The 26,618-nt window shown below is 56.6% G+C and carries 16 protein-coding genes and 1 pseudogene; 10 read left to right on the top strand and 7 right to left on the bottom strand.

The annotated features are described in order from the left end of the window. Positions 1 to 127: 127 nt before the first annotated feature. The 4 genes from ADICEAN_RS07605 to ADICEAN_RS07620 all read left to right on the top strand — a co-directional run bounded on the left by ADICEAN_RS07605 (position 128) and on the right by ADICEAN_RS07620 (position 8,484). Positions 128 to 907, top strand: coding sequence for an enoyl-CoA hydratase/isomerase family protein (locus ADICEAN_RS07605; RefSeq protein WP_009194983.1), 780 nt, complete (start codon positions 128 to 130; stop codon positions 905 to 907). Between the two features lie 394 nt (positions 908 to 1,301). After that, on the top strand, positions 1,302 to 2,630 hold the full coding sequence (locus ADICEAN_RS07610; protein WP_009194984.1) for an MFS transporter: 1,329 nt from the start codon (positions 1,302 to 1,304) through the stop codon (positions 2,628 to 2,630). 239 nt (positions 2,631 to 2,869) lie between these two features. Next, positions 2,870 to 5,380: a PAS domain-containing sensor histidine kinase gene (locus ADICEAN_RS07615; protein ID WP_009194985.1), complete on the top strand. Its 2,511-nt coding sequence runs from the start codon at positions 2,870 to 2,872 to the stop codon at positions 5,378 to 5,380. Between the two features lie 179 nt (positions 5,381 to 5,559). After that, positions 5,560 to 8,484 (top strand): TonB-dependent receptor domain-containing protein, encoded by a 2,925-nt coding sequence (locus ADICEAN_RS07620; protein WP_009194986.1) that lies wholly within the window; start codon positions 5,560 to 5,562, stop codon positions 8,482 to 8,484. A 369-nt stretch (positions 8,485 to 8,853) separates the two neighbouring features. On the opposite strand, the gene ADICEAN_RS23860 is transcribed toward ADICEAN_RS07620, so the two are convergent. The 4 genes and pseudogenes from ADICEAN_RS23860 to ADICEAN_RS07635 all read right to left on the bottom strand — a co-directional run bounded on the left by ADICEAN_RS23860 (position 8,854) and on the right by ADICEAN_RS07635 (position 10,956). Then, positions 8,854 to 9,279: a DMT family transporter gene (locus ADICEAN_RS23860; protein ID WP_394330746.1), complete on the bottom strand. Its 426-nt coding sequence runs from the start codon at positions 9,277 to 9,279 to the stop codon at positions 8,854 to 8,856. Then, a pseudogene (locus tag ADICEAN_RS07625) lies at positions 9,185 to 9,820 on the bottom strand (DMT family transporter); the annotation flags it as partial. The gene ADICEAN_RS23860 and the pseudogene ADICEAN_RS07625, both read right to left, overlap by 95 nt. Beyond that, a complete protein-coding gene (locus ADICEAN_RS07630) occupies positions 9,801 to 10,184 on the bottom strand; it encodes a DUF3037 domain-containing protein (protein WP_009194988.1) in 384 nt (127 codons plus the stop codon). The pseudogene ADICEAN_RS07625 and the gene ADICEAN_RS07630, both read right to left, overlap by 20 nt. After that, positions 10,162 to 10,956 carry a HipA family kinase gene (locus ADICEAN_RS07635; RefSeq protein WP_009194989.1) on the bottom strand — a complete coding sequence of 265 codons (795 nt, stop codon included), beginning with the start codon at positions 10,954 to 10,956 and terminating at the stop codon, positions 10,162 to 10,164. Before ADICEAN_RS07635 ends, ADICEAN_RS07630 begins: the two co-directional genes overlap by 23 nt. Before the next feature lie 270 nt (positions 10,957 to 11,226). On the opposite strand from ADICEAN_RS07635, the gene ADICEAN_RS07640 reads away from it, so the two are divergent. Then, on the top strand, positions 11,227 to 12,885 hold the full coding sequence (locus ADICEAN_RS07640; protein WP_040396516.1) for a glutamine--tRNA ligase/YqeY domain fusion protein: 1,659 nt from the start codon (positions 11,227 to 11,229) through the stop codon (positions 12,883 to 12,885). A gap of 197 nt (positions 12,886 to 13,082) precedes the next feature. Here the strand turns inward: ADICEAN_RS07640 and ADICEAN_RS07645 are convergent, their stop codons facing one another. Both ADICEAN_RS07645 and ADICEAN_RS07650 read right to left on the bottom strand, forming a co-directional pair. Further along, positions 13,083 to 13,469: a hypothetical protein gene (locus ADICEAN_RS07645; RefSeq protein ID WP_009194991.1), complete on the bottom strand. Its 387-nt coding sequence runs from the start codon at positions 13,467 to 13,469 to the stop codon at positions 13,083 to 13,085. A gap of 627 nt (positions 13,470 to 14,096) precedes the next feature. Further along, complete coding sequence (locus tag ADICEAN_RS07650; protein ID WP_316928514.1) at positions 14,097 to 17,081, bottom strand: T9SS-dependent M36 family metallopeptidase; 2,985 nt, start codon at positions 17,079 to 17,081, stop codon at positions 14,097 to 14,099. 483 nt (positions 17,082 to 17,564) lie between these two features. Between ADICEAN_RS07650 and ADICEAN_RS07655 the strand changes: the two genes are divergently transcribed. The 4 genes from ADICEAN_RS07655 to ADICEAN_RS23705 all read left to right on the top strand — a co-directional run bounded on the left by ADICEAN_RS07655 (position 17,565) and on the right by ADICEAN_RS23705 (position 20,708). Further along, complete coding sequence (locus ADICEAN_RS07655) at positions 17,565 to 18,308, top strand: sulfotransferase-like domain-containing protein (protein ID WP_009194994.1); 744 nt, start codon at positions 17,565 to 17,567, stop codon at positions 18,306 to 18,308. Beyond that, positions 18,286 to 19,188 (top strand): aminotransferase class IV, encoded by a 903-nt coding sequence (locus tag ADICEAN_RS07660; RefSeq protein WP_009194995.1) that lies wholly within the window; start codon positions 18,286 to 18,288, stop codon positions 19,186 to 19,188. The genes ADICEAN_RS07655 and ADICEAN_RS07660 overlap by 23 nt, the downstream gene beginning before the upstream one ends. Positions 19,189 to 19,342: 154 nt before the next feature. Next, positions 19,343 to 20,236, top strand: a complete 894-nt coding sequence (locus tag ADICEAN_RS23700) for an MFS transporter (RefSeq protein WP_316928512.1) — start codon at positions 19,343 to 19,345, stop codon at positions 20,234 to 20,236. Continuing rightward, a complete protein-coding gene (locus ADICEAN_RS23705; protein ID WP_316928513.1) occupies positions 20,163 to 20,708 on the top strand; it encodes an MFS transporter in 546 nt (181 codons plus the stop codon). The genes ADICEAN_RS23700 and ADICEAN_RS23705 overlap by 74 nt, the downstream gene beginning before the upstream one ends. A 53-nt stretch (positions 20,709 to 20,761) precedes the next feature. Here ADICEAN_RS23705 and ADICEAN_RS07670 read toward each other — a convergent pair whose 3' ends face one another. After that, on the bottom strand, positions 20,762 to 24,454 hold the full coding sequence (locus tag ADICEAN_RS07670) for an AsmA family protein (RefSeq protein WP_009194998.1): 3,693 nt from the start codon (positions 24,452 to 24,454) through the stop codon (positions 20,762 to 20,764). Positions 24,455 to 25,064: 610 nt separating this feature from the next. Here ADICEAN_RS07670 and ADICEAN_RS07680 point away from each other — a divergent pair. Then, on the top strand, positions 25,065 to 26,561 hold the full coding sequence (locus tag ADICEAN_RS07680; protein ID WP_009194999.1) for a PQQ-dependent sugar dehydrogenase: 1,497 nt from the start codon (positions 25,065 to 25,067) through the stop codon (positions 26,559 to 26,561). Positions 26,562 to 26,618 lie beyond the last annotated feature (57 nt).

Here is a 26,618-nt window from a genome sequence, read left to right on the forward strand (position 1 = left end):
CTAAAACTATTTCAATCCCCCCAGCCCCTTCGCCAAGGGGGATTTCGTACGTTACTGTAGCTATTCCTATTAGTTGCTTTACTTTTTGCGTTAATTTACACGACGAATCATAACAAATCGTACTCAAATGAGCACCTCCAATACCCTCGCCGAGGGCAGCGTAAACCTGAGCCTTGATGCAAAAGGGATTGCCACCATCAGCTTTTTTCACCCCTCGCACAACTCCCTGCCCGGCGCCTTGCTGCAGGAGCTGGCCGAAACCATCAGGGCTGCCGGCACCGACCCGGCCATTAAAGTCATTATCCTGAAGAGCGAAGGCGAGCGTACCTTCTGTGCCGGCGCCAGCTTTGACGAGCTCATGGCCATAGAAACCAAAGAGCAGGGCCTGGCCTTTTTCTCCGGCTTTGCCAAGGTGATCAACGCCTGCCGCACGTCCCCCCGCATGATCCTGGGCCGGGTGCAGGGCAAGGCTATTGGCGGCGGGGTAGGGGTAGCGGCCTCCACCGACTACTGCTTTGCCACCAAACATGCGGCCGTAAAGCTCAGCGAGCTGGCCCTGGGCATTGGCCCTTTTGTGGTGGGCCCGGCTGTAGAACGCAAGATTGGCCTGGCGGCCTTCTCCCAACTGTCGCTGGATGCAGCCGAATTCCAGTCGGCCGAATGGGCCAAAGAAAGGGGACTCTATGCCGAAGTGTTTGACAATGCCGGGGAGATGGATGCGGCCCTGCATGCCTTTGCCACGCGCCTGGCCGGCTACAGCCCCGAGGCCCTTACGGCCATGAAGCGCGTATTCTGGCAGGGCACCGAGCACTGGGACCAGCTGCTGGTAGAGCGGGCCGGCATTAGCGGTACATTGGTGCTTTCGGACTTTACCCGGGAGTTTATCAAGTCTTTCAAGGCAAAATAGGAGGAGTTTACCCTTTTCATACTGCCTGTGCTGATGCAGGGGTTTCATGCGTATTTTCCAAACTGGATGGGCTACGAGCGGAACTTATCCTTGGTCTTTTATATCCTTTAACCGCCCTGGCCAGTGCCGGGGCGGTTATTTTTTACCCCCTTATCTAAAAGGTGCAGCAGGTGCACTGCTGGTGCGAGCGTCCCCGCTGGTGCGAGCGTTCCGCTCGTACTTCCCACTGAATGAGGATACGAGCGGGACGCTCGCACCAGCGAAGAGGAACGCTCTCACCAGCGAAATGGGGAGATTCAAAGGGGCAGGTCGGTATTCCTGTAAAAACCACCAACCTCCAGCCGGCTGCTTTCGTTGGAAAAGCTGAGTCTTTTGCCAAGACCAGCCGTAGCCAATGACAGCAGCCAGTAAGGAAAGCAGACTAGGGGGGATGTTCCGGGCCTTGCAGTACCGCAACTACCGGCTCTTTTTTGTGGGCCAGGGCATTTCCCTGATCGGTACCTGGATGCAGCAGATTGCCCTTAGCTGGCTGGTCTACCGCCTGACGGATTCGGTTTTTCTGCTGGGGGCGGTTACTTTCTGCAGCCAGGTGCCCACCTTTCTGCTCAGCCCTTTTGCCGGGGTAATTGCCGACCGCTTTAACCGCCACAAGATCCTGCTGCTTACCCAGACGCTCTCCATGCTGCAGGCCGCTACCCTGGCAGCGCTGGTGCTGACGGAGACCATCCAGATCTGGCATGTGCTGGCGCTCAGTGCGGTGCTGGGGATTATCAATGCCTATGATATTGCTACCCGGCAGGCTTTTGTGATCCAGATGGTGGATAAGCGGGAGGATATCAGCAATGCCATTGCCCTTAACTCCTCCATGTTTAACCTGGCCCGCCTGGTGGGGCCCTCCATTGCGGGCATACTCATTGCATGGGTGGGGGAGGGGGTCTGCTTTCTGATCAATGCCCTCAGCTACCTGACGGTGCTGGCCTCGCTGCTGCTCATGCGCCTGAAGCCCTATGTGCGGGTGGTGCAGGAGCACAGGGTGTGGCAGTCGCTTACCGAGGGGGTAGGCTATGCCTTTGGCTTTCCCCCCATCCGGGCACTGATCCTTATTGTGGCGCTGCTGAGCCTGTTTGGCATGCCCTTTAGTGTGATGATGCCGGTCTTTGCCCGGGATATCCTGCATGGGGGCGCCAATACGCTGGGCTACCTGATGGGGGCTTCGGGCATAGGGGCGCTCATGGGGGCACTGTTTCTGGCCCAGCGCAAATCGGTGCTGGGCCTGGGCCGCATCATGATCTTTACCATGCTTACCTTTGGGCTGGGGCTGATTGCCTTCTCTTTTTCCGAGGTGCTGCTGATCTCCCTGCTGTGCATGCTGGTGAGCGGCTTTGGCATGATTGTGACCATGGCCTCCTGCAATACCCTGCTGCAGACCATTGTGGAAGATGACAAACGGGGCCGGGTCATGAGCCTCTACAGCATGGCCTTTATGGGCATGGCCCCCTTTGGAAGCATGCTGGCCGGCACCGTGGCTGAGTACATAGGGGTTAGCATAACGCTGGCGGCCTGTGGCCTGCTGTGCGCCCTGAGCATTATTCCCTTTGCCTTAAATTTAAGGAAGCTGCGCAGGTTGGTGGTGCCCATTTACCAGCGCCTGGGCATTTTGCCAGAAATTGCCAGGGGGCTGCAGCAGGCCTCCAGCCTGGCGACCCCTCCCGAACAGCGCTAACCGGTAGCTGCATGCGCAGAAGCAACAATAAGGGCCATTTCTTTCCCTGAAAGAACTGAAGAAGGCAGTAGCATTACAGATGCCGGCAGCTTGGTTTCCTAAATGGCTATTTCCAGGTGCGGGATGGTTTACAAGTTGCGGAGCCAGGGTAATTTTGCAGAGGGCGTTCAGCTTAGCGCGGCTTTGCACTATTTTATTCCAATGTTCTTACTATATTTATTTTTTACACAGTTCGCATTTTGGAGAAGTCTGAATCGGCTGCGCCCCCTGCAGTCCCCCCCGTTACCCCCTCATTATCTGCTGAAGAAATTCTGAAGACCCTGTACGAGGTAGCGCTTAATGGCATACTTATTCTGCGTCCCCTGCTCGAAGCAGAAACGGATGTAGTGGCTGATTTTATCATTGAGTATGCAAACCCGGAAGGGCAGCGCATCATAGGAGTCCCGGAGCGGCCCGGTTTTACCATCATTAGCCGCTTTCCGCATCTGCAGCACAATGGGGTGCTTGATTTTTACCGCCGGGTGTTTATGTCGGGCGGGGCCGAGCGCATGGAGGTACATTACCAAAATGATGGGCTGGATAATCTTTTTCAGCTTTCGGCCAAACGCTGCGGCGACCTGCTGGTGGTGAATTTTAATGATGTGCCCCTGGCTGCCGATAGCAGCCAGAAAAAGACAGGCCCCTCGGAAAGTGGAGTAGCGGATGCAAGCCTTCGGGCTGAATTAAACCTTCAGATTCGTCAGCTCTACAACATTTACATGCAAACGCCGGCGCTCATCTGCATCTTTGAAGGGCCGGAGCATGTCTTTAAACTGGTCAATCCCGCCTATCAGCAGCTGGTGGGCGACCGTCCCATTATGGGCAAACCCATTGCCGAGGCCATGCCCGAGCTGGAGGGGCAACCCATTTTTGATCTGCTGGATCAGGTGTACCAGACCGGGCAGCCCTTTCAGGCCCATGAAATGATGGTGCAGCTGGACCATGCCAACAACGGCGAATTAGGGCAGAACTATTATGATTTTATTTACCAGGCCACCCGCAATCTGGATGGAGAAATAGACGGCGTGCTGGTGTTTGCCTATGAGGTGACCGCCCAGGTGCAGGCCCGTAAATTGCTGGAAGATAGCCACAAGGAAGTACGGGAACTCAACCGGCAACTGGAGACCCGGGTGGCCCAGCGCACCGAAGACCTCAGCCGGGCACAGGCCGAGGCCGAGCGGCAGCGCCGCCGCCTGGAGCGGCTCTTTATGCAGGCCCCTGCCGCCATTTGCATCCTGAGCGGCCCTCAGCTGGTCTATGAGCTGGTAAACCCCGGCTACCAGCAGCTGTTTCCCGAGCGCAGGCTGCTGGGCAGGCCCATCCTGGAAGCCCTGCCCGAAATTGAGCACAATCTGGCCTACGCCACCTTCCGCAAGGTATATGAAACGGGTATTACCCATCAGGAAAATGCCCTGCTTATACCCTTTGTACACCCCGATAGCGGGCAGCTGGTAGACCGCTACTTTACCTTTATCCAGCAGGCCCGCATCAATGAGCAGGGGCAGATCGATGGGGTGCTGGTCTTTGCCTTTGAGGTAACTACTGAGGCCGCAGCCCGCAAAGCCGTAGAAGCCAGCGCCCGCCAGCTGAAGCTCCTGACCGATTCGCTGCCGGTGCTTATCGGCTACCTGGATAAGGAAGAAAAATACCGCTTTGCCAATAAAGCCTATAAAGCCTGGTTCAATCAGGATCCCGAGCAGCTGCTGGGCCGGCCCGTGCGGGAGGTGGTGGGCGAAAAAGCCTACAGCGGCGTAAAGCAGTACATTAACCGGGCACTGGCCGGAGAGGAACTGGCCTTTGAGGCCAAAATGCCCTACCGGGAGGGGTTCACAAAATACATCCGCACCAACTATGTACCCGATATGCAAATGGGGGAGGTAGCAGGCTTCTACACCCTGGTGCTGGACATTACCGAACAGACAGAAGCCCAGCAGGCGGTGGAAGCCAGCGAACAGCAGGCCCAGGCCCTTGCCCTGGAGCTGGCCACTGCCAATGAAGATCTGCTCAGGACCAACCAGCAGCTCACCCGCACCAACAGCGACCTGGACAATTTTATTTACGCCGCCTCGCATGACCTGAAAGCCCCCATATCCAACATCGAGGGGCTGCTGCGGCTGATGGAACGCTCGCTCACCAAGGAAGGCCCCCTTTCGGCGCAGGTTGCTCAGGTAACAGGCCTTATGCAGGAGTCTGTAGAACGTTTTAAGCGCACCATTATTAACCTCACCGAGGTGGTAAAGCTGCAAAAGGAAAGCAACCAGCTGCAGGCGCCCGTTACCTTAGGCAGTGTGGTGCAGGATGTGCTCAAAGACCTGCAGCCCCTGATTGAAGAGGCGGGCGCCCAGGTTGAGCTGCAGATAGCCGACTGTCCGCCCATTAACTTCTCCGAAAAAAACCTGCGAAGTGTGATCTACAACCTGCTGTCTAATGCGCTCAAATACCGCTCTCCGGAGCGCAGCCCCCTGCTTCGCCTGGGGTGTGCCGAAACCGGGCAGTGGGTGATCATTACTGTACGCGACAATGGCCTGGGCATGCGCTTTACCGACCAGTCCAAGCTTTTTGGCATGTTCAGCCGCCTGCACGATCATGTAGAAGGCTCCGGCATAGGCTTGTACATGGTCAAGAAAATGCTGGAAAATGCCGGCGGAAAAATTGAGGTAGAAAGCCGGCTGGATGAAGGCAGCACCTTTACGGTCTACTTCAGAAAATAGCATCTCCCCCCGGCTGTTGCGTGCAGTGCGCTGCTGCTCATACCTGTTTTAAACCGCTGGTGTAATTTCCGGGTCCCCATGTAAGATTATCGCTGATGTATAGCAGTTTGCCGGGGCTCATGGCTTTTTTATTCGTCTGAAAGAAGGTTGATTTGCACTTCCTTTGTAATGCACCCCTCATGACGAATAAAGTACTCTCACTGTTGCTGCTGGCAGGCCTGAGCCCGCTGGCCCCTTCTGCTCGGGTAGTGGCGGCCCCTGCTTTTGCCCATTCCCCAAATGTAGGAATATGGGCTGTTGTATCTGAAAAAGACAATGGAAAGATCAGCGGAACGATAGTTGATGCGGCCAGCAAACAGCCCATCCCCTATACCACCATTGCCCTGATCGACCCGCTGAGCGGCAAACCCGTAGATGGCACCATTGCCGACGATGCCGGCAAGTTTAGCCTGGAGAAGATCACCCACGGCGAGTACCGCCTGCAGTTTTCCTTTATCGGCTACCAGACCAAGACCCTTGAAAAGGTAGTGGTGGGCGATAAGCGCATTGAGCTGGGCGAGATCCTGCTCAGCGAAAGCGAGGAGGTGCTCAATGCCGTAACCATAGAGGGGCAGCGCCCCATGATTGAGGAGCGGGTAGACCGCACCGTGTACAATGCCGAAGACGATGCCTCCAACCGCGGCGGCGATGCCACCGATGTGCTGCGCAAGGTGCCTATGCTGTCGGTAGACCTGGATGGAAATGTATCCATGCGCGGCAGTGGAAATATCCGCGTGCTCATCAACAACCGCCCTTCCACCATTACGGCGGGCAGTGTGGCCGATGCCCTCAAGCAGATTCCGGCCGACATGATCAAATCGGTAGAAGTGATCACCTCCCCCTCGGCCAAGTACGATGCCGAAGGCTCCGCGGGTATCATCAACATCATTACCAAAAAGAACACCCTGCAGGGGGGTACCCTCAACATTGATACGGGCATAGGCCTGCGGGGCTCCAACCTGGGCCTCAATGGCAGCTACCGCACTGGCAAAATGGGCTTCTCGCTGGGCGGCTTTGGCCGGGCCGGCTACAACATGCCCGGCAGCTTTGAGAATGCACTTACCACCCGCAGGGGAGAGGATGAACAGCTGATCCGCCAGTCGGCCACCACCGACAACCGGATGATGTTTGGCCGCTACACCCTTGGCTGGGATTATGATATCAACGAAAAGAACTACCTCAACGCCTCTGTGCAATACGGCCTGCGCAATGGCAGCAACCGCCAGAATAGCCTGCTGTCGGAGCGCTTCTGGAATGGCGAGCTGTTTAGCAGCGAGCTGCGGAATGTAGAGACCAGCGACAATTCCGGTACGGTAGATGTGAACTTTAATTACACCCGCAGCTTTAGCAAACCGCAGCAGGAGCTAAGCCTGCTCACCCAGTTTAGCCGCAACAACCGCAACAACGATCTGTTCTTTGCCATCTTCAATCCGGATGCACAAAGCATCGCCGAGCGCCAGAAGAACAGCAACGAAAGCTTTAACCAGGAATCGACCGTTCAGCTGGATTACCAGACGCCCCTGGGCAAAATGCAGATGCTGGAAGTGGGCGCCAAGCAGATCCTGCGCCAGGTAACCAGCGATTACCAGACCTTTGCCGCCCAGGGTACTGATCCCTTTGTGCTGAAGGAAGGCACCAACCTGAGCAATGTGTTCAATTATGATCAGAACATCTCGGCCGGTTACCTGTCCTATACCGTAACTACAGCCAGTAAGTACAGCCTGAAGGCCGGTACCCGCTATGAATACACCACCATTACGGCCAATTTTGAGAATAGTGACCGGGAGGTGATCCTGGACCCCTATGGGGTACTGGTGCCCAGCGTAAACCTTTCCAAGAGCTTTAAGGGAGGCAGCGCCATTAAGCTGGCCTACAACCGCCGCATTCAGCGCCCCTCGCTGCAGTTCCTGAACCCCAATGCCCAAAACCCGGATCCCACCATTCGCCGGGTGGGTAATCCCGAGCTGGACCCCGAGTTTACCAACAACTTTGAGCTGGGCTACAGCACCTACTTTAAAACCACCTCGCTCAACCTGACCACCTATGTGCGCAGCACCAACAACTCCATCCAGACGGTGCGTAACCGGGCTGAGGATGGTGCGCTGGAGACCTCCTTCTTTAACATAGGGCAGGAGAGCGCCTATGGGGCCAGTCTGTTTGGCGGCAGCAGCCTGTTTGGCAAAAAACTGACCCTGAATGGCGGCACAGATTTCTACTATGCCGATCTGGCCAACAATGTGGCCGACCCCGACCAGCGGGCTGCCAACAGCGGCTGGGTAGTTAACCTGCGCGCCTTTGGTAATTACAGCCTGGGCAAGGGCTGGGGGCTGCAGGGCTTTGGCTTCTACCGCAGCGGCCAGGTGCAGCTGCAGGGCTACCAGGGGGGCTTTGGCATCTACAGCCTCAACCTGCGCAAAGAGTTTCATGAAAAAAGAGGCACCATTGGCTTTGGGGCCGAGAACTTCCTGGGCAGAACCATCCGCATCCAAAATGAAGTAAACTCCCCTTCTTTCAGCCAGCAGAGCACCAATGTGATGCACAACCTCAACTTTAAGGTGAACGTTAGCTACCGCCTGGGCAAAATGAGCATGGATGGCCCCCGCAGACGGCGCAAATCCATCAACAATGATGATATGAAGAGCGGTGGTGAAGGCATGCAGGATGCAGGCTCGCCTGCAGCGGCCCCTCAGGGCGGCGCGCCCAGAACAGGCGCTGCGCCACAGTTTGCCCGTCCGGTACAACCCTCTGCACCCGGGCCAGCCGCAGATAGCGCAGCCGTTGCCGAAGTCAACCCCAACGGCCGCTGGCAGGGCAGCCTGGGCCAGATGCAGCTAACGCTGAACCTGCAGGCCGAGGGCGAAACGCTTAGCGGCACAGTTGAGACCCCCATGGGTGCGCAGCCCATCGCCGATGGCAAGATCAGCGGAAACGAGCTTAGCTTTACCATTACCTTCCGGGGCATGAGCATTCCCTATGCCGGCCGCATAGTAGGCGATACCCTTTACCTGGCCTTCAATGTGCAGGGCCGGGATATCGAAGGAAGCCTGCAGCGGGTAGTGGAGTAACTAGTTTACCTGATAGCCAATATGTAGGGGACTATAAACATGCGTCATCCCGAATTTTAAACAGCTGAAAAATAAGCAAAGAACGGCTTTGGATGTGACCAAAGCCGTTCTTTGCTTCTACAGGCCCAGTCATTGCGATCGAAGAGAATCGGACCGCCGCGCGGCCACGGTCGGCCGCAGCCGTCCGATTCTTCCGCTACGGGGCGCCCCCCCCCCGCTTCCTCTCCTGCTAACTTAGTATGACGCCGCTAGATAGTAAAAACAGCCTCTAGAGATATCCAAAGGCTGTTTTTATTAAAATGATATATCCTTAAAATTCGGGATGACGCATGTTTTTTCCTTTAACCTCCTTCTTGTAGGGCGCAAAGATTATTTTTCAGAGGCAGTACCGGCAATGCGCACCCCCTTGTGCGCTGGTCCCCGCTTCTGTACCAGCAGCACAGCCGCCAGCACCAGCCCAATGCCGGCAAACTGCCAGCTGCTGAGGGTTTCGCCAAAAAGCAGAATGCTTGTAAGGGCCGCTACCACCGGCTCCAGGGTGGCCAGGATAGCCGCCCGGCTCGATTCCACCACCTGCAGCCCGCGGGTGTAGAGTAAAAAGGCCAGCATGGTGGATAGAAAGCCCAGGCCCAGGATCAGCCAGCAGGCAGTGGCATCCAGCAGCAGGGGGGGCAGCGCTGTCCAGTCCGCTAAAGGGGGTAATGGCCAGGGCCGCCAACACAAAGGTATAGACCGTAACCGTAAGGGGCTGGTGGCGCTGCAGCGCCCATTTGCCAAAAATGCTGTACAGCGCATAAAACAGGCCCGAACCCAACCCCAGCAAAATGCCATAGCCGCTTAGCTGCCCGCCTCCCCAGGGCAAAAAGCCCACCACCAGCGCACAGCCGAGCAGGGTAGCCAGCAGCGCCAGCAGCTTGCGGCCCGTCAGGGGCTCCCCAAACAGCAGGCGCGACAGTACGGTCACAAAGGCCGGGGCGGTATAGAGCAGAATGGTCGCTACTGAGATGGAGGTTTCCCGTATGGCGGTAAACATGCACCAGTTAAACAGCACCACACTAAAAAGGCCCGTGCCAATAAAGTACCTGAGATCGCTGAGCCGAATGCGAAAGAGCTGCCGGTTGTGCCAAAGGGTATAGCCCGCCAGCAAAAAAGCAGCCGTAAGCAGGCGCAGTGCCACTACCTGCGTGGGGCTAAAGCCCAGGGCATACAGGCGGGTAATAAATAAGCCGATAATGCCCCACAGGACGGCAGCGGCCAGGATGGATAGATAGGCGAGTTTTCTGGTCATGGCCTGGTGCGCAGTGCGAAGAGAGAAGCTACGGTACCAGCTGGGCATGCAGGCGGTTGAGGGTTTCCTGCGGATCCTGGCACAGGCCGGGGTGTACCGGCGAGGTTTGCACAATGGTGCTGCGGGTGGCGGTAAGCCAGCGAAAGCGCGAGGCAGGGGGTAGCTGGCCAATGGCGCCGCCTTCGGCTTTGCCTCTGCAGATCCTGCCAAAGGTTTCCAGGCGCTGCTGCAGCTCATCCAGGTCCAGCTCCGGGCACAGGGCCAGCAGGCGCTGCTCGTTCAGCTGGTAGCTGGTCTTCAGAAAACCCCGGGCGGCACAGTAGAGGATCACCCCCACATTCAGGAATTCTTCCCGCTCTACACAGGGCACTACCCGAATAACGGCATACTCAAATACGTGCTTGTCTTGCATGGTGGGCTTCGGTAATGAATAGCTGGGAATGAGCAATGCGGGTTTCCAGAAAATCGGCATAGGCCTGGCGGTGCTCCGCCACGCTGGCAAAGGGGGCATCGCCCAGCAGCCACTGGTCCGGGATCAGGGCCACTACAGTGCGGATCTTGTCGGGTGTCAGCAGGGCGCGGAATTCGGCATCTACCGCGTCCAGCTCACTGGCCAGGGGCAGCAGCACATGGTCTTTCACCTGCACAAAGGGGCGCCGGGCCTGCTCGGCAGGGTTTTGCCAGGCATGATGAAAGTAGAAAGCCGCCCCGTGGTCAATGAGCCACAGCTCCCTGTTCCACATGAGCATGTTGGTATTGCGGGCGGTGCGGTCTACATTGGTGATCAGGCAATCGAACCAGACAATCTGCGACGCCAGGCGGGCACTGGGCACATTTACCAGGGCATCAAAGGTAATGGCCCGGCTCAGGTAGTGCAGGGCCAGGTTCAGGCCCTCGCTGGCGCGCAGCAGGTCCTGGATCTCCTCATCGGGCTCGGTGCGGCCAAAGCTCTCATCAAGCTCTGCAAACACAATCTCCGGCACCCGAAAGCCCAGCAGCCGGGCCAGCTCGCCGGCAATCAGCTCGGCAATAAGGGCCTTTACCCCCTGTCCGGCCCCGCGGAACTTCAGCACATACATAAAGGCATCGTCGGCCTCTACAATGGCCGGCAGCGAGCCGCCCTCCCGCAGGGGGGTTACATAGCGGGTTACCTGTACGGTACGTATTTCCGGCGGGTAGGCCATGAGCAAAGGGGGTTAAGCCCTGCAAAGATGCGCTAAAATTCAGAATCGGGAAGCAGGCCATTCCCATACCTCCAACAGGCAGGGCCTCCGGACTGTTTTACACCTGCTGCGGGCCTGTGGGCTGGCATACTTCCTGTAAAAAGCCAAAGATCTGGCAGCAAGCCTATAGTGGAGCGCAGTAAAATTAGTAAATTTGCAGCTGTCCTAAAAAAACTGCGCCTGCGCACCCATGCCTGCGCAGCCGAAATGACCGCTAGAGCTTATCAAACCATGAGTGATACCAAAGGGCCCAACTTTCTCGAAGAGATTGTAGCCAAAGACCTTGAAGCCGGCAAGTACAAAAGTCTGGTAACCCGCTTTCCGCCCGAGCCCAACGGCTACCTGCACATTGGCCATGCCAAAAGCATCTGCCTGAACTTTGGCCTTGCCCAGGAGTTTGGCGGCTATACCAACCTGCGCTTTGATGATACCAATCCCGTAACAGAAGAAACACAGTATGTGGAAAGCATCAAGCAGGATGTGCGCTGGCTGGGCTTTCAGTGGGAAAACGAGCTGTACGCTTCTGATTACTTTGATCAGCTCTATGCCTTTGCCATAAAACTGATTGAAAAAGGGCTGGCCTATGTAGATGACAGTACAGCTGAGGAGATTGCCGCCCAGAAAGGCACCCCCACCCGCCCCGGCACCAACAGCCCCTACCGCAGCAGAAGTGTGGAAGAAAACCTGCGCATCTTCGAGGAGATGCGCACAGGCAAATACCCCGATGGCGCCAAGGTGCTGCGGGCAAAGATTGACATGGCGCACCCAAATATGCACATGCGCGATCCGCTGATGTACCGCATCAAGCATGCCCACCACCACCGCACCGGCGATGCCTGGTGCATCTACCCCATGTATGACTTTGCCCACGGGCAGAGCGATGCCATCGAACACATCACCCACAGCGTGTGTACGCTGGAGTTTATCCCCCACCGGGAGCTGTACGACTGGTTTATCGAAAAGCTGGAACTATTTCCCTCCCGCCAGTATGAGTTTGCCCGCCTGAACATGACGTATACTGTTATGAGCAAGCGCAAGCTGCTGCAGCTGGTCAACGAAAAGCATGTAAGCGGCTGGGACGATCCGCGCATGCCTACCATCAGTGGCCTGCGCCGACGCGGCTATACGCCGGAGAGCATCCGTGATTTCTGCGACCGCATTGGGGTGGCCAAGCGCGAGAACCTCATCGACGTAGGCCTGCTGGAATTCTGTGTACGGGAAGACCTCAACAAGACCGCCCTGCGCCGCATGGTGGTGCTGGACCCTCTTAAGGTAGTAATTACCAACTATCCCGAAGGCAAGGTAGAAATGCTTACGGGTGAGGAAAATCCCGAAGACCCCAACAGCGGCAGCCGGGAGATTCCCTTTAGCCGGGAGCTCTACATTGAGCAGGAAGACTTTATGGAGAATGCGCCCAAGAAGTACTTCCGCCTGGCGCCGGGCCAGATGGTGCGCCTCAAGCATGCCTACATCATCAAATGCGAGGATGTGGTAAAGGATGCGCAAGGCACTATTCTGGAGGTACATTGCACCTACATCCCAGAAAGCAAGAGCGGAGAAGACACCTCCGGCATCAATGTAAAAGGCACCCTGCACTGGGTAAGTGCCGGCCAGGCGCTTCCCATAGAGGTACGGCTGTACGACCGCCTGTTTACGCTGGAAGATGTGAGCGAGGCTGAGGGTGATTTTAAAGAGCACCTCAACCCCGATTCGCTGCAGGTGATCCCTACCGCCTGGGCCGAGCCGGCCCTGAAGACTGCCGGGCTGGACGAGCGCTACCAGTTTCTGCGCAAAGGCTACTTTACACTGGATAAGGATTCTACGGCGGATAAGATCATCTTTAACCGCACCGTAGGCCTGCGGGATATGTGGGCCAAAAAAGGCCAGTAGATTAGTAAATTGAGAAGCCCCAGGGTGCAAATGACTATAAAGACCCGCTCAGAAATGATCGGGTCTTTTTTTGTGCCAGGATATCGGGAGCGGATCCGGCTGTGTAAGATACGCTGGTGTTGAAAGGAGTGCTCAATGCTTCAGATGGCTACTCCCTGAGGGATTATAGTTGCAGGTATACTGAGAGAGGGGCTGGGCTAGGCCAGTTTCAGGGCCTGTAGCCGTATGCTGAGCAGAAAGTCTGATCGCCTGGATTTCTGCAGCTGGCTGAAGGGAAATGTATACTGCTCCGTTTCGCCAGAAAACAGCAGGTAGTTCCCTTCCACCACCAGTTCGGTTCTTGACAGGTCAATCGTTCGGCTACTGAAGGCAGATTCGTAAATGGTGAGCTGGCTACCACGCAAGGATACAAGTGGGGTTAGCAGCCCCCAGCTGCCAATGCCGATCTGGACCACTCCCACCAACAGCTTAACACCATCGTACAGCAGGCTAAGGTCTGTATCCCTGGCCACATCCAGCAGAAACAAGATGCCAAGCACAACAAGGCCGAGCGATGTCCAGGGTTTTCGTTTATATGTTACCATAGGGGTGAACCAAGGCGTGAAGTAAAGGAGCAGCACCTGCGGCAGGTGCAGGATCAAGCTCAGGAAGGTACTAAGCGGAGCCGGATTTCACAAACCAGGTAGGCGGCAGGGGATGTAAGTTATGGGGCGGGCATGTTCTTTTGGAACAGCAAAAAGCGAGCCCTTCCTTTCACCAAGGAGCAAGGCTGGTGCGGCATTACTCCTGTAAGGAGGCCATCCGCCGGTCATACATGTACTGCTGGAAATGGATTATCTGAAAGGGACTGGCCGGTAGGGTGATGCCTGTAAGCGCTTCCGCTCAGCTACTCCTTCTAAACAAGGGGGAATACGAGCTGGCAGGCTATTGACCGGCCCTGGGCTGAGGCCAGTGGCTTCCCTGCCGGATGCGATTGCGCCGGCCTATGCAGGAATATCCGTTTTTGTACTCATCTATGCCAGCTACATCTATTATATACTGTAGGGGCAGTTCTCATAGTTGTGGGCATAGTTGTGGCTAGGCTCTTGAAAAACCGGTACCTAAATGACTTAAAACAGAAAGAGGCCTCAGAGTAATCCTGAGGCCTCTTTTGTAGGGGATGAAAGCATTCCTCACAAAGTGGAATGATTCTTCTCCGGATGCAGGATAGCTTATTTGCTAACCATGATGCGGAGCGTGGCTACCTCCTGATCGGTTATCAGGCGAAGCAGGTAAATGCCATTTTTCAGGGAACCCCTGCTGAGCACAACAGTATGTTCCTGACCGGCCGCACTTGTGCCCTGGGCAACAATGCCCACCAGGGTGCCATTGGAGTTGCGCAGTTCCAGCGTGTAGTTACTGGCCAGCTGCATGCTGAATTTAATGGTCGTCTGGGTATTGAAGGGGTTTGGCATGGCATCCAGCGTAAGTACCTGCACAGGCTCTGAGCCAGTGCCGCAGGCCCCCAGCTGATCACCATGGGCCAGGTGCTGGGCTACGTCGGTAGGTGTATCCACACACATCCCTTTGCCACTGTGGCATACCCAAATGCGCTCATTGTTGGCACCGCAGCGCACATCAATCACTTCAATGGTAATGGTGGCGTATTTGGTGCACTGATCGGCATTTACCGCCTGTACCGTAAAGGTATAGCTTCCCTCGGCAGTGGGTGTAAATACCGGGTTGGCACTGGTTACATCGCTCAGGCCGGTAGCCGGCGACCAGCTGTACTGGTTGGTAGCATCACCATTGGCCTGCAGCGTTACGCTTTGTGGTCCATAGCCCAGGTAAAGGGTGGTGGGTACACCACCGGTATAGACCTCTGATGTGGGCACTGCGGTAATGCTAAGTGGCTCGGTGCACAGATAGGCCGCTGGCAGGTCAAAATTTTCAGTTTGGTCAATTCTCAGGCGGCTTAACCCCTGATCGGCATTTGCACCCAGGCCTCTGCGGGCAAAGGCTTTCCAGATCAGTTCCTGGTTGGCGCCGCCATAGTTGATGCGGTCGGCCAGCAGGATGGCATCCCGGCCGTTTACAAAGCCAGGCTCACAGGGCTGCAGCTTCAGGCCGTCAATTACCAGCTGCATGGCCATGTTATTGCCGCCTTTGCCCCTATACAGGTCGGGATCAAAGCCATACTGATCGATCAGGTCCCAGGTCATGTCCCACAACATGGTAGCCCATACAAAGCCTACACCATGGGGAGCCGATAGGGCTTCGTTATTGGTGGCCCCATACGTGAAGTTATTTACGGCAAAGTCGGTGGAGTAGGGGGCCGGGCGGATGCCTCTGCCGTCGGTTGGCTGCAGGCTGGCATAGGTGCCGATGCCGCGTACTTTTTCGCGGGTATCGGCTTTAGTCATGGTCATCATCAGCGCAAACCAGTCGCTCCAGCCTTCGCCCATCTGTTCAGTTGGGCGAACTACCCCATCAGAATAACGGTAGGCGCTGGGCAGGCAGCCTACATTATCGGGGCCGCCGGTCAGACGAATGGATATGCCATGGCCGTACTCATGCACAATGATGCCATTATCAAAGTCGCCGTCCACCTCGGGGCCGGAGCCATCATTTTTCAGGGCAATTTCTACTGCTACTCCCGCATCCAGCTGTGCCCGGATAAGCTGTCCGCTTTCCTGGCTGATCATGACGGCTGGTATTGTAATGGCCGGACTTGGGTTGGTGGGCGCACCACCCATGGTGATGGGGGCTCCGGGGGCATTGTTGATCACCACCACGGCTATGGCGCCGGCTATCTGGGCCTGCTGTACTTTATCGGCAAAGCCGCAGGTGCCGCGGTATACCACGGCAATCTGGCCAGCCAGTTCCGCAGCATTGGTAGGCGCGGTGCATCCTTCCGGATTTTGAAGACCATCGTTCAGCAGTACCAGACTGCCTGTTACAGCTTCTGGGGTAAGGGGTTTGCTGAAGGCGGCTTCAATAGCAGGATAGCTGCCGGCGATAGCACCCGGACTAGTTACCCGAAAGAGATCCTGATCGGGCAGGCCGCTCCAGAGGTACATCTGCATGCGGGAGGTTTGGCCATCGGCGCGGGTCAGGAAGTTGGCATTATTGCGTGTGGCAGATATGTTTCGGCTATCCTGCGCTTCGGCCAGTACAGGGTCGTTCTGTTTGCCACCCCGGCCAAAGTTGTCGTACTGAAAGTTGCCGCCGGCCTCATCAAAGCCATACTGGTACCATACGTCATGGGTAATATTGTTCCAGTAAAAAAGGTTGGTGATGGCCGCATCACGGTAGGCTACAGGCTGCTGAGTAAGGTCCAGGGGATAATCAAACAGCAGGGAGGCGCCGCCATCGGGGCTGTGGTTGTCAAAGCTGCCATTGTTGTTGGGATCTTCGTAAGCAAACACATTGTTGCCGCGGGTGCGGGTGTCTACGCCAAAGGGGGTATAGTGCCAGCCCTGAGGGGAGGCCGATGCATCGGCTGCGCCACTGAGCAGGCTGCGGCTGCCATGGTTGGGGCTTTCGATTGGCATTGGAAATACCCTATAGCTGCCGGTGTTGGTGCTCATTGCTTCGGCTTCAGCCGCAAAGGGGATGGGCAGTTCCAGTTGCCCAACCAGCAGCTGTTCTGCTGCCGCGTGTTTGTGGAGGGCATGCATGGTCTTGCCTTCAAGGTCAAGGCCCTGGTTGTCAAACTGGCAGTGCACCACACGATTTTCTTCGCCCAGTACCTTGCCGGTAGAAGCATCTACCTGAACTACCCAGTAATGTTGCGCATCCAGGGTATAGATCGCCACCTCCCAGGCCAGCGCCAGGCTGCCATCGGGCATCGGCAGGTAGACCAGTTTGGCGGGGATCGGCTCCAGCGAAATGCCGCCGGTTGAGAACAACACTTCCTGGTTTTTGGTGTTTTTCTTTTCCCGCTGACTGAGGGATTCTGAAAGGGAAAGATTCAGGTGGGCGGCTGTAGCAGCTACCGCATCAGCTGCGCTTAGTCCCGGCTTACTGGTTTTGGCTTTCTTGCCGATTTCCTTATGAAAACGGTTGCCAACATTCAGGACCTTACCTTCTTTAGTAGTATTAACCGTGGTAATGGCGCCCCTGATCTCGATGCCCTGGTGGTACTGCTGCAGGTAATAGTGCGTAACCCCGCTCTTCTTCGATTCGCTTTGGCTGCTGATTTCGAGTTCGGCCAGGTCGGCGTCAGTTACATCAAGCTCCTTTTTTTTGTTTTGAGCTGATCCAGCACAGCCTTGGGTACTCCCCGGCCTTCAGGCCGTTGTCCGTTTTGAGCATAGACAGGGCAAACTCCTGTAAGTAGCGCCACTACAAGACATAGCGGTGCCAGGCCACGTAAAAGTGTCTTCATTCAATTGGAATTAGTAGATTAAAATTTGGATATGATTCTGAATATAGATCAAAAATTTGGCAGGATCTTACGTGGGTATGTATTTTAATTAATCTTTAATTAATTATAATTTGTTATTGCTATAAAATAGACGGTTAGTACTTTTTTTGAAAAAAAATAAGTAAATATCTGATAGTAAGCCGTTAGCAAATCAGTCTTGCCAGCATTTGAAATGCAATGGATTTGTTTTGTTATATTTTTGTTTAATTTGTTTGCCTGAAAAGATTTCTTTTTTTATACAATTATTACATTTGCTGACCTGTCTCTTGTCATGAAGCGCATTCACCTGATCTCCGGCCCCAGAAACCTGTCGACCGCTCTGATGTACTCCTTTGCGCAACGCCCAGATATGGTAGTGGTAGATGAGCCTTTCTATGCCCATTACCTTCTGCATACCGGTCTGGAGCACCCGGGCCGGGAGGCCGTGCTGGCCAGCCAGGCGGCCGATCCGCAGCAGGTGATCCGGGAGGTGATCTTTGGCGACTACCCCCGGCCGGTGGTGTTTTTTAAAAATATGGCCAAGCACCTGCAGGGCTTCGATTTTTCCTTTTATGCGCAGCTACAGAATGTGTTTCTGATCCGAGACCCCGCCCGGCTCATTGCGTCTTTTGCCCGGGTTGTGCCGCAGCTGGACGAAGCAGAAATTGGCCTCCGCCAGGCCTGCGAACTGTTTGATGACCTGCGGCAGAAGGGGCATGCGCCGGTGGTGCTCAATTCCGATCTGCTGCTGGAGGATCCCCAACAGGTGCTGCGCAAGCTATGTGCGGCCCTGTCCATTCCCTTTGAGCCCGCCATGCTGCAGTGGCCCCCGGGCCCCCGGCCCGAAGATGGGATATGGGCCCCCTACTGGTATGCCGGGGTGCACAAAAGCAGGGGCTTTGGCCCGCCCCCGGGACCCCTTACTGATTTTCCGGACCGGTACCAACCCCTGCTGGAGGAGGTGCTGCCCTTTTATGAACATCTTACCCAATTTGCGTTAACCCCCGATAGCAATGCTACAACAGTACAATCCTAAAAATGCGGAGATTCAGGTATGGGTAAATGGGCTATGCCCCCGGCAGCAGGCCCGAGTGTCGGTCTTTGACAGCGTGGTACAGGGGGGCGATGCCGTCTGGGAAGGCCTGCGGGTCTACAAGGGGGGTATTTTCTGCCTTAGCCAGCATCTGGAGCGCCTGCAGCATTCGGCCAAAGCGCTGGCTTTTGCCGAGGTGCCCCCTCTGGAGGAGATCAAACAGGCCATTTTTGCCACCCTGCAGGCCAATGGCATGCGGGATGAGACCCACATTCGCCTGACGCTGACCCGGGGCGAAAAGGTCACCTCGGGCATGGACCCCCGCCTGAATACCAGGGGAACCACCCTGATTGTGCTGGCCGAGTGGAAACCGCTGGTCTATGACAATGAACGGGGCATCCGGGTGATCACCTCTGGCATACAGCGCAATTCGCCCCGCTATCTGGACAGCAAAATCCATCACAACAACCTGCTCAACAACATTCTGGCCAAGATACAGGCCAATGTGGCCGGCGCCGATGCCGGCCTGATGCTGGACGACAGGGGCTTTGTGGCGGAGCTGAATGATACCAACCTCTTTATGGTACAGAAAGGCCAGCTCTACACCCCCCATGCCGATGCCTGCCTGCACGGCATTACCCGCGGGCTGGTGATTGCGCTGGGCCGGGAGCTGGGCCTGGAGGTAGTGGAGCGCAACCTGTCGCTGACCGAATTTTACAATGCCGACGAGGTCTTTTGCTGCGGTACCATGGGCGAGCTTACGCCGGTGGTGGAGATTGACGGGCGAAAGATCGAGAACCGCTCCGGCAGCCGCATCAAAGACCAGCTGCACAGGGCCTTTCTGGAAAAGATCCCTGCGCTAAGCGAGCCGCTCCCGTTTTAGCCAGCGCACGCACTGGAGCAAGAGGGGATAGCCAGGGACTAATGCAGCGAGTAAATTCTTCAGGCTTGCCATAAACAATATCCCCTTTTTTCTTGCTATGCAAAGGATTGCAAGTAATTTAGGAGATAGTAAACGACTCTAGCAGCGTAGCAATATGGCACAGCCCACAAAAGGAAGCGGAGCTCCGGCAATAGCGCCCGTAATAGCACCCCCCAAGCCCAGATTAAGCTTTTGGCAGGTCTGGAACATGAGTTTTGGCTTTTTGGGCATCCAGTTTGGTTTTGCCCTGCAAAATGCCAACGTAAGCCGCATCTTTGAGACCCTGGGCGGTACTGAAATAGCCCTCTACTGGCTGGCTGCTCCTGTTACGGGCCTGCTGGTACAGCCCATCATCGGGTACATGAGCGACCGCACCTGGCACCCTACCCTGGGCAGGCGCAGGCCCTTTTTTCTGATTGGGGCCATTATGGCGTCCCTTGCCCTGCTGATCATGCCCAATGCTTCGGTCTTGTGGATGGCTGTGGGCATGCTCTGGATCCTGGATACTTCCATTAATATTTCCATGGAGCCCTTCAGGGCACTGGTGGGCGATCTGCTGCCCAGCAGCCAGCGTACCATGGGTTTTGCCACACAGACGTTTTTTATTGGTGTAGGAGCGGTGGTGGCCTCCCTGCTTCCCTACATCTTCACCAACTGGTTTGGCATCGCCAATACCGCCCCGGAGGGCATGATCCCCGATTCGGTAAAATGGTCGTTTTATGTAGGCGGCGTGGTGTTCTTCTCGGCAGTGCTCTGGACGGTGCTGCGCACCAAAGAGTATCCGCCCGAAGATCTGGAGGAGTTTGAGGCCGAAAATCGAAGCAAAGGCTTTCTGGATGGGGTAAAGGAAACCGTTATGGGCATCTTTTCCATGCCCAAAACCATGCTGCAGCTGGCCGTGGTGCAATTTTTTCTCCTGGTTTGCGCTTTTCTCCATGTGGATCTACACTACCAGCGCCCTTACCAGCCATGTATATGGCACTACCGATCCTACCTCCGCCCTCTATAATGAAGGCGCCGACTGGGTAGGGGTCTGCTTTGCGGTGTACAACGGGGTATCGGCCCTGGTAGCGCTGAGTCTTCCCTTTATTGCCCGCTCGCTGAGCCGCAAAGTAACCCATATGGTCTGCCTGATCCTGGGTGGATTGGGCCTTATTTCCATTTACTTTATCCAGGACCCCAACATGCTGCTGGTGTCCATGGTGGGGGTGGGTATTGCCTGGGCCAGTATCCTGTCCATTCCCTATTCCATATTGGCGGGCGCCCTGCCGGCCAAACGCATGGGCTATTATATGGGGGTGTTCAACTTCTTTATTGTGATCCCGCAGATTGTGGCCGGGTCTATCCTGGACTATGTAACCGACAATTTCTTTGGCGGAGAAGCCGTACTGGCCCTGGTGCTGGGGGGCTGCGCCATGATTGTGGGCGGCTTGCTTACCCTGATGGTGCGGGATGTGGATGACCCAACGGTGGCAGACTGAGCAGCCTTCGGCTCATTATCCCAGCTTTGGTTGAGGAACAGTTTTGGCAGTGCTCAGGGCAATCCTACCAGGCTGTTGACCAGTTTTTCGATAATGGTGGGCATCAGGCTGGAGGTCATGCCGCTGATCATGGCACCGCTCATGTGGTTGAAAACAGATTTCTGGTGGTCCCGCTCGGCTTCTATCTCGCCGGGCCTGAAGTTGCCAAAATGGCCCGGATTGTTGGATTTGATCACCAGATTGTTCAGCAACCAGCTGGCAGCCTGCAGTTTGAAGCCTGGATCGTCCGGATCTTCCTTATCCAGCAGCTGCATCTTTAAATTCTGGTAGAGAAAGCGCATGTTGCCCTGGGCACTATTCACATTGGCATCCACCCGAAAGTTTGCCTGGCGAATGTTACCCCTCTCCAGTTTTATAAACATCAGGTTTTTAAACAGGGGGTTAAAGGCCCTAAAGGGCATGGGCTCCAGGCTGCCCTGGTAGGTATAGCGGTCCAGGGGATGGTCCAGATAAAACACAAAATCTACCTGAAGCCTGCTCTCACCCATCAACAGGCTTTCTCCCTGTACGTCCATGCTGTTGTTTTGCCGGATCCGGAGCGAGTCGTTGGTAACATTCTGAAAGGCAAGCCGGGTGTTTTCCAGGCTAAGAACACCGGGTTCTACTCCTGTGGGGGCTACCTCTGCATAGCGAATAAGGGCATCCTGCACCTGCAGACTGTCAATAACTACCCTAAAGGGAATATCCCGCAGCATTTTTTGCAGGGTAGGGGGGCGGCGCTCGGGATCGCGCTCCAGACGGTTGTCCCGGTACAAACGCGCCTTTGGGGAATTGATCTGCAACCTGCGGGCCAGGAGCTCCTGATCATTATAGAGCGCATCCAGGTCAATGCCTGCCAGGCCAATGGATGGAATGGCCAGCTGGATGCGGTCGGTAGAATACTCCAGCTTTTCCTGAAATTCATCCTCCCCATAGAGCGGTACTACCTGCAGGCTATCAAGGGTAAGCGACTGGCTGCCCAGCGAGCTGCGGATCTCGCCAATGTGAAGCTGGTACAGACTGTCGGCCGTAAGCAGGCGATAGTTCCGGATCAGCAGGCCCAGATCATCAAGGGTAAACATTTCAAGGGGATCAGAGGAGCTTAGGGATACCAGCCGCAATTGGTCCAGCACCAGGGATAGATGCTCGATCTGCTGGCTGCGCTGCAAGGTATCTTCCAGGATCTGAAAATCCAGGCTTCCGTCCTCTACCCGAAGCCGCCCTACCCGAAAGGTTTCTACATACTCCGCCAGCTGTTCCAGGGTTTCGCTGGCGGTGCTGTCTTGCTCCGAGGCCTGCCCGGCCGGGGGCTCCTGCTTATTTTTCGCATCCGCGCCACCCGCAGCTGCATTCGCTACTGCCTGCTGGCGGCGCAGTACAGTGCGGTCCTGTACTATGCGAAGCTGGGGGGCGCTCAGCAGCATGTCCTCTATCTGGTAGCGGCCGCTGTTATACGCCTGTACTATATCAAACCCGCTGATGAGGAGCTTGCTGGCTTCTACATCAAACAGGTTGCGGGGGGCATCGGCCAGGGACCGGGCCTTGCGCTGCGCATGGATCTCCTGATCAAAGCCCAGCGTAAAGCTGCGGGCTGTAAGCTGCTGCTGCAGGCTGGAATACTGCAGGCTATCCAGCCGGATGGTGTAGAGGCTGTCGGGCGAGCGATAGGTGTAGTCACTGGCCGCAAAGCGGATCTCCTGCAGGGGGGCTTGTTCATCCAGCCTGTTGAGGATTTCCGGACTCAGCTGCAGGCCGGTGAGGGTGGCCGAGAGCTCCTCAAGACGCTGGGTGCGCACCACATTCTTGCGCTTTTCCCGAAAAGCAAAGGAACCCTCCTGCAGGTGGATGGCCTTAACACTAATGGTGTTGAAGATGGAAAATAGCAAGTCAAGGCTTTCATCCGGGCGTTGGTCCTGCTCGCCGGAGCCGGCATCCCGGTCTTTCAGCAGGGCCAGGTCCGGCTGGCTGAGAATGATCTGGTCAACGGCCAGCCGGCCGGTGTTCAGGGAGGTGATCACATCCAGGCCGGTAAGCTGAAAGCGCCTGGCCCTTAGGTCAACAAGCGTGGGTTGTGCATCGCCCTGGGTTTGTTGGCGGGCATTGGCGCGCTGGTTGCTGCGTATGCTGATGCTGCGGGCATGTAACACCTGCTCGCTGCTGGCGTAGCGCAACTGCTCCAGCCGGAAGGTCTGCACACTATCGGGCGTGCGGTAGCGGTAGCCATCTGCCGCCAGGCGCAGCGCCTGCAGGGGGAGCCCAGGCCTGTCTGAAAACAGAAAGGACGAATCAAGCCGGAGGCCCTGCAGCTGCAGACTGCCCCGGTCCAGCCGCTGCACCTGCGTAACGGCTCCGCTGCCGGCTTTGTGGTGCTGGGTAAAGAAAAGGTTCTGCAGGTCTATTTCGGCTACCTGCAGCTCGGTGAGGTAGGGCGATAGGGTTCTGTATAGCTGCTCGGAGCTGGTAGCGGGGTCTGATGGCGGCACTGACGGGTCCTCCATCAGGTCAAGGGAGGGGTTGGTGAGTGCAAGGCGGCCAATAGCCAGGCGGGACTGCTGAAAGGCGCTGATCAGGTCCAGCTCGCTCATAAGCAGGTGGGGCACATCAAGGCTAAGGAGCATGGAGCGGGCCTGCTGCTGCTGTATTAGAGACCTATTCTTTTGCCAATCGCCCAGCACCCGCAGGGAGTCTAGCTGAAGCTGCTGCTCCTGGCTGGAGAGGGTCAGCCGGCCAGCCGACACCTGGTAGGGGCTAAGGGGGTGCTGGTAGGCATAGTCCCGGGCTGCCAGGCGAAAACCGGCAAGCGGAACCTTCTCCCTGGGGGCAAAAAGGCTGGCGGAATCAAGGTGGATGCCCTGCAGGGCAATATCCAGCTGCCTGAGCGTATGCAGGGGTACTGCCTCGCCTCCCAGCTGGCTACTGAGCTTCAGGCTGGCCTGTTGCAGCCGGAACTCGCCAATATCCAGCACCCGCAGCCAGGGGGATACGGACGCCCACAGACGGTCCGGTGTTGGCGCTTCAGCTGAGGTGGCGGACAGCTGGGGATTTTCCAGCAGCTGCAGGGCCAGGCCCTCCAGGCTGATTTCCTCTACCAGCAGCTCCTTTTTCGTGTAGGCTTCCAGCAGATCCATGCCGCTGATGCGCAGGCGGGGGGCGCTCAGGTCCACGATCAGGGGGCTAGCCTCTTCAGGGCCACGGGCCAGATTGGCGCTGTTATCGCCCCTAAGCAGGATATCGTCTATGGCTAGCGCGCCCTGTTTGGAGGAGTAGCTGAACTGCCCGATATGGCCGCTGTATACCCCATCGGGCGACTGGTAGGCGTAGTTGGAAAAGCTGAGGTGCACATCGTCTGCGGCAAACATGCGGGTGTAGTCTGGCTGGTCCAGCTCCTTCAGCTCCAGCTCCAGAACCCGTAGGCTGAGCTGGGGCAGCAGGTTTTGGGGAAGCGGGCGTTCGTTACGGCTAATGTGCCGGATGGTAGCATCGGGAATGTGGAGGTCTGCAATGTGCACACTCTCCAGGAAGGAGGGTAGGGGATTGCTCTGCTTGGTGTCGGTAGATGCTTCCTGCTGCGCCCTGCTGTCCTGCAGCAGGGTGATGGTGGGGCTGTTGAGCTGCAGGGTGCGGATTGTCAGCCGCTTGCGAAAGAGCAGATCCAGCAGGTTGATCTGCCCCACTTCCAGTTCCGGACTCCTGATCTCAACGAGCATAGCGCTGGCGCTGCCCGCTTTCAGCCGGCTTTGGTGCACGCTGGAATCCGGGCGGAGGTGCAGCTTGCTAAGCTGCAGGGTGGTGCTGAGCAGGTTGATGCTGATATCCTCAAACTCAAGCTGGTAGAGCCCTTCGTACCCTCGGCCACCTGATCTTTCAGGTAACGCCCGGCATACGGCTCCAGCACGGTCATCAGCAACAGGGTGCCGATCAGCAGTAGGCCCAGCAGACTCATACCCGCAATACCTGCAACTTTTAACAGTTTCCGGCCTATGCCAGACTTAGCTGGTGCGGCCATGGAGATGATCGTTCATGAATGATAAAAAAGCAGAGGGGGTTTCTAATCCTCCATCAGTTGTACGGTTCCTGTAGCAAATTGGATATGAAGGAGGTGGTGGGTGCAGCGAATTCTGCTCAATTCCAGTCTAACACTTTACAAACAGGGAGTACCGGGTCCTGCTCAGTGCTCACCCTGATCATTTGCCGGAGGCATAAGGGGGGGCGCCGGGAGCTCCTCAGTACTATAAAAGTGGGAAAAAGGAAGGTCCGGGCTGGCCGCTATTTGGACTAATTTTATAACTTACTCCCACAAAACTGGCTTATCCTGCTATGACAAACGTTTTTTTTCTGCTGCCCCTATGGCTGGGGGCCCTGTTTTTTAGCGGCTGCAATTCCGGTGGCACGGGCACACCCGATACCGGCAACGACCAACTGGCCAGCACGGTCTCCACAGAAGAGGAGGAGCGCCTGCAGGATCTCGGCCGCAAAAAGGCCATTGCCAACTTTGGTACCTATTGCTCGGGCTGCCATGGTGATAATGCTACCACCTTTGCCGACCGTAAGTGGCGCTGGGGCGAAAGCGCAGATGCAATTTTTGCCTCCATCAAAGAGGGACATCCCGATGCAGGCATGCCAGGTTTTGCCCAAACCTTTTCCGATGAGGAGATCAAGCAGCTGGTAGGGTATATCCGAGATGGCATGCAGCAGGTAGCCCAGTATTCCTTTTCAGAAACGCCTCAAAGCCTGGAAGGCACCACCCTCCAGACCGAGACCCTGAAGCTGCGCTTGGAAGAGGTGGCTTCCGATTTTGGCCAGGTACCCTGGGGCATGGCCTTTTTGCCCGATGGCGGCATGCTGATCACCGAAATAGGGGGTGCGCTGTACCGCTTAAGTCCCGAGGGACGTCTTGAAAAAGTGAGCGGCGCTCCGCAGGTGCTGGCGCAGGGGCAGGGCGGTCTGCTGGATGTGGTGCTGCACCCTAACTTTAACCAAAACCAGCTGGTGTACCTCTCGTACTCGGCCCAGAAGCGGGAAGGGGGCGAAACCAAGTCGACCACCGCCATCATGCGGGCCCGGCTGGAGGGCACTGCCCTAAAACAGCCTCAAACCATTTTTGAAGCCCAGCCCTGGGAAACCACCCGCCATCACTACGGCTCCCGCATGGCCTTTGGGCCCGATGGGCTGCTCTACTTTTCGGTGGGCGACCGGGGCAGGCATCAGGAGCGCTATCCGCAGGATCTGGCGAAGCATCCCGGCAAGATCCACCGCATCCGAGACGATGGCAGCATTCCCCCTGACAATCCCTTTGCCGGCCGCTCCGGCGCGCAGGCCTCCATTTATTCCTACGGGCACCGCAACCCGCAGGGCCTGGCTTTTCATCCGCAAACGGGCGAGCTCTGGTCGCATGAGCATGGCCCCCGGGGCGGCGATGAGATCAACCGGGTGCAGGCGGGCGCCAACTATGGCTGGCCGGCCATCTCGTATGGCATCAACTATGATGGCACCATCCTCACCGACAAAACCGAGCAGGAGGGCATGCTGCAGCCCCTGAAGCAGTGGACCCCTTCCATTGCCCCCTCGGGCATGGCGTTTGTAACCGGAAACCGCTACAAGGGCTGGGAGGGCAACCTGTTGTCGGGCTCGCTGCGCTACAAATACCTGAACCGCAGCCGCCTGCAGGGAGCCACCGTAGCGGGTGAAGAGCAGCTGCTGAAAAACCTGGGCCGCCTGCGGGATGTGCGCATGGGTCCGGATGGCTATGTGTATGTAGCCGTAGAGCAGCCGGCCCGTATCTACCGCCTGGTGCCGGTAGACGAGCAGAATTGAGGGAAAGTTGAAGGGGAGAAACAACATCAGACCCGTTTTCCCTTGGTAGACAAACTC

Source organism: Cesiribacter andamanensis AMV16, from assembly GCF_000348925.1.
GTDB classification, from domain to species: Bacteria; Bacteroidota; Bacteroidia; order Cytophagales; family Cyclobacteriaceae; genus Cesiribacter; species Cesiribacter andamanensis.

Coding starts and splice junctions, on each gene's coding strand:
- ADICEAN_RS07605 (WP_009194983.1), top strand. CDS start 128: ATGAGCACCTCCAATACCCTCGCCGAGGGCAGCGTAAACCTGAGCCTT.
- ADICEAN_RS07610 (WP_009194984.1), top strand. CDS start 1,302: ATGACAGCAGCCAGTAAGGAAAGCAGACTAGGGGGGATGTTCCGGGCC.
- ADICEAN_RS07620 (WP_009194986.1), top strand. CDS start 5,560: ATGACGAATAAAGTACTCTCACTGTTGCTGCTGGCAGGCCTGAGCCCG.
- ADICEAN_RS23860 (WP_394330746.1), bottom strand. CDS start 9,279: ATGCGCTGTACAGCATTTTTGGCAAATGGGCGCTGCAGCGCCACCAGC.
- ADICEAN_RS07630 (WP_009194988.1), bottom strand. CDS start 10,184: ATGCAAGACAAGCACGTATTTGAGTATGCCGTTATTCGGGTAGTGCCC.
- ADICEAN_RS07635 (WP_009194989.1), bottom strand. CDS start 10,956: ATGGCCTACCCGCCGGAAATACGTACCGTACAGGTAACCCGCTATGTA.
- ADICEAN_RS07640 (WP_040396516.1), top strand. CDS start 11,227: ATGAGTGATACCAAAGGGCCCAACTTTCTCGAAGAGATTGTAGCCAAA.
- ADICEAN_RS07645 (WP_009194991.1), bottom strand. CDS start 13,469: ATGGTAACATATAAACGAAAACCCTGGACATCGCTCGGCCTTGTTGTG.
- ADICEAN_RS07655 (WP_009194994.1), top strand. CDS start 17,565: ATGAAGCGCATTCACCTGATCTCCGGCCCCAGAAACCTGTCGACCGCT.
- ADICEAN_RS07660 (WP_009194995.1), top strand. CDS start 18,286: ATGCTACAACAGTACAATCCTAAAAATGCGGAGATTCAGGTATGGGTA.
- ADICEAN_RS23700 (WP_316928512.1), top strand. CDS start 19,343: ATGGCACAGCCCACAAAAGGAAGCGGAGCTCCGGCAATAGCGCCCGTA.
- ADICEAN_RS23705 (WP_316928513.1), top strand. CDS start 20,163: ATGTGGATCTACACTACCAGCGCCCTTACCAGCCATGTATATGGCACT.
- ADICEAN_RS07670 (WP_009194998.1), bottom strand. CDS start 24,454: ATGCTCGTTGAGATCAGGAGTCCGGAACTGGAAGTGGGGCAGATCAAC.
- ADICEAN_RS07680 (WP_009194999.1), top strand. CDS start 25,065: ATGACAAACGTTTTTTTTCTGCTGCCCCTATGGCTGGGGGCCCTGTTT.